Below are 1,260 nucleotides of genomic sequence, written 5' to 3'. Positions count from 1 at the left end.
CCCTGGGGGTTGTTGACCTGGCAGCCACAGCGCCTGGCTTTGATGTGGGCGGCAATCTCGGCAAGAATGGCCTGGGGTGTTTTGGATCCCTGCAGCTCTTGCCGAATGCGCCGGCGGGTCCATGCAAAACAGTAGCAGACGGGCACGTCCTCGCCACTTTCTTTTTGAAAGACTGGCACCTTGAGGTCGTCAACCCCAAAGCTTTGACCTTGCTCAGAAAAATAAACAACAGGACAAATGGGATCCCGGCAAAACGCGTAGCTGCTGTCCGCATCCAGTTGTGCCAAAGCTCGAGGGAACAGCAGGCTCTTCAGGGTAATCAGTTGAACCGGGATCCCTTGCTCCCCGCTCCTTGGACACGAGGGCTGCCAAGCATTAGCAGAAAATGGTGCAAGGGGTTCTCTTGTCATGGGTTATCGAGCTGTTGTTGGAAGATAGTGCAAGAGGAACTTTTCTCTTGTTCGGAAAATTTCTGTTGACACTGTTCAATAAGTGTCGATAGCTCCCCTTTGAGTTCCTGCAGATGGGCAATTGACTTATCGATTTGTCTAAGTTTTTCCGTTAGCTTTACGTACACCTGCCAGCAGGGCAGAGCTTGCCCGTTCTCCTGAAGCAAGAGCAGTTCTTTGATCTCGGCCAGGGTAAGTCCCAAAGCCTTGGCGCGGGCAATAAAAGCCAGCCGCTCCAGCTCAGGCTCCCCGTAGAGGCGATAGCCCCCCTCCGTCCTGCGCGGTTTGGGAATGAGCCCCAGGCGCTCGTAGAAGTAGAGGGTTTGGGGACTGATGCCCAACTTCTCGGCTACCTGACCCACCCGCAGCAGTTCAGACATGCCCGGTTCTATACCCTCTCTCCAGCAGCTCTCCTAGCCTAAACCCTATAGCTAACTACAAGGTCAAGAGGGATCCCCCGCAAGGCCCACCCCGGCAAAGAGAGCCGCAAGAGCCCACTGGCTTGAAGTAAGCCTGCTAACCTATTAGGGTAGTCCTTCGAGAAGCCCTGGCCTAGATTCGGCATGACTGCTGCACCTGCCCTCGCCCACCTGCCCAGCCAGTACAACCCCTTTGCGACCGAGCCGAAGTGGCAGCGCTTTTGGGAGGAAAAGGAGTTTTACGTAGCGGATCCCAAGGCGCCGGGAGAAGCCTTCAGCATGGTGCTGCCCCCGCCCAACGTCACGGGCAGCCTGCACATGGGCCATGCCTTTGCCTTTACCCTGCCGGATGTGGTGGTGCGCTACAAGCGCATGCGCGGCTACAACGTCCT

The 1,260-nt window shown here is 56.5% G+C and carries 3 protein-coding genes; 1 reads left to right on the top strand and 2 read right to left on the bottom strand.

Features of this window, described 5'->3' with window-relative positions; all coding sequences use genetic code 11:
* Both NW857_RS13005 and NW857_RS13000 read right to left on the bottom strand, forming a co-directional pair.
* The coding region (locus tag NW857_RS13005; protein WP_414369208.1) for a putative iron-sulfur cluster-binding metallochaperone at positions 1-410 on the bottom strand (410 nt) is incomplete at its 3' end.
* Positions 407-829 (bottom strand): heavy metal-responsive transcriptional regulator, encoded by a 423-nt coding sequence (locus NW857_RS13000; RefSeq protein WP_414349108.1) that lies wholly within the window; start codon positions 827-829, stop codon positions 407-409. The genes NW857_RS13000 and NW857_RS13005, both read right to left, overlap by 4 nt.
* A gap of 183 nt (positions 830-1,012) precedes the next feature.
* Here NW857_RS13000 and NW857_RS12995 point away from each other — a divergent pair.
* A partial coding sequence (locus NW857_RS12995) for a class I tRNA ligase family protein (RefSeq protein ID WP_414369206.1) occupies positions 1,013-1,260 on the top strand: 248 nt, incomplete at its 3' end.

It is taken from the genome of Synechococcus sp. H55.9 (genome assembly GCF_047462355.1).
GTDB lineage: Bacteria > Cyanobacteriota > Cyanobacteriia > Thermostichales > Thermostichaceae > Thermostichus.
The sequence above is the reverse complement of the archived record's forward strand: the minus strand, read 5'-3'. Positions and strand labels throughout refer to the sequence as shown.

Excerpts from the sequence above, each read along its gene's own strand:
- NW857_RS13000 (WP_414349108.1), bottom strand. The coding sequence starts at position 829 with ATGTCTGAACTGCTGCGGGTGGGTCAGGTAGCCGAGAAGTTGGGCATC.